This window comes from Streptomyces lonarensis (assembly GCF_012033735.1).
Classification (GTDB): Bacteria; Actinomycetota; Actinomycetes; order Streptomycetales; family Streptomycetaceae; genus Streptomyces; species Streptomyces lonarensis.
In genome coordinates, this window is record NZ_JAAVJD010000294.1 from 4,734 (window position 1) to 5,467 (window position 734).

The following is a 734-nucleotide window of genomic DNA, read 5'->3' on the forward strand; positions in this document are numbered from 1 at the left end:
CCCCCCCCGCGTCGCGCGCACCGGCCGGCACCGGCGCCGGGGCGGGCGCCGGGCGGATGCGCGCCTTTCCTCGGCATTCCGACAGCGGCAGCAGGACGGCGCCTTTTCTGCCGGTCCAACTTCCGGTCGCTCCGGCAAAGCACTCCTATATTTGAACCACGGGAGAACACCCCCGGAGAAGCCGCAGGAAACGACCGACGGAGACTGGTGGATGATGCTGCCGAAGCAAGAACTGAGGATTCTGGTCAGCGGCACCGCCTCGGACTCCCACACCTGGAACCTGGTCTTCCTCCAGCTGTTCCTGGAGGAGCAGGGCCACCCGGTGACCAACCTCGGTCCCTGCGTCACGGCCGACCTGCTCGCCGCGCACTGCCTGGAGCAGCCGCCGGAGCTCGTCGTGCTCTCCAGCGTCAACGGCCACGGCTACCGCGACGGCCTGACCGCCGTCGCCCGGCTCCGCGCCGAACCCGCGCTCGACGGCTCGACGATCGTCATCGGCGGCAAGCTCGGCGTCGCCGGCAGCCGGGACCCCGAGGCCGCGGCCCTGCTGCGGGCCGCCGGCTGCCACGCCGTCTACGACGACGGCGACCTCAACGCGCTGCGCGACCTCGTCGGCGAGCTGGCCGACGCCAAGGCGAGGCGGGTCACCGCATGAGCCGCGCCACCGCCGCCCTCGGCACCGTCGACGGTCACCGCGTCCGCGCCGGCCTCCCAGGCGACCCGCGCCGCGTCCG

At 73.3% G+C, this 734-nt stretch carries 1 protein-coding gene; it reads left to right on the top strand.

Annotated elements, in window-relative coordinates; all coding sequences use genetic code 11:
• Positions 1-211 precede the first annotated feature (211 nt).
• Positions 212-655, top strand: a complete 444-nt coding sequence (locus HCN56_RS23110) for a cobalamin B12-binding domain-containing protein (protein WP_245246927.1) — start codon at positions 212-214, stop codon at positions 653-655.
• The last annotated feature ends 79 nt before the right edge of the window (positions 656-734 follow it).

Bases quoted from the DNA above. Each gene is read 5' to 3' on its own strand.
- HCN56_RS23110 (WP_245246927.1), top strand. From the start codon at position 212: ATGATGCTGCCGAAGCAAGAACTGAGGATTCTGGTCAGCGGCACCGCC.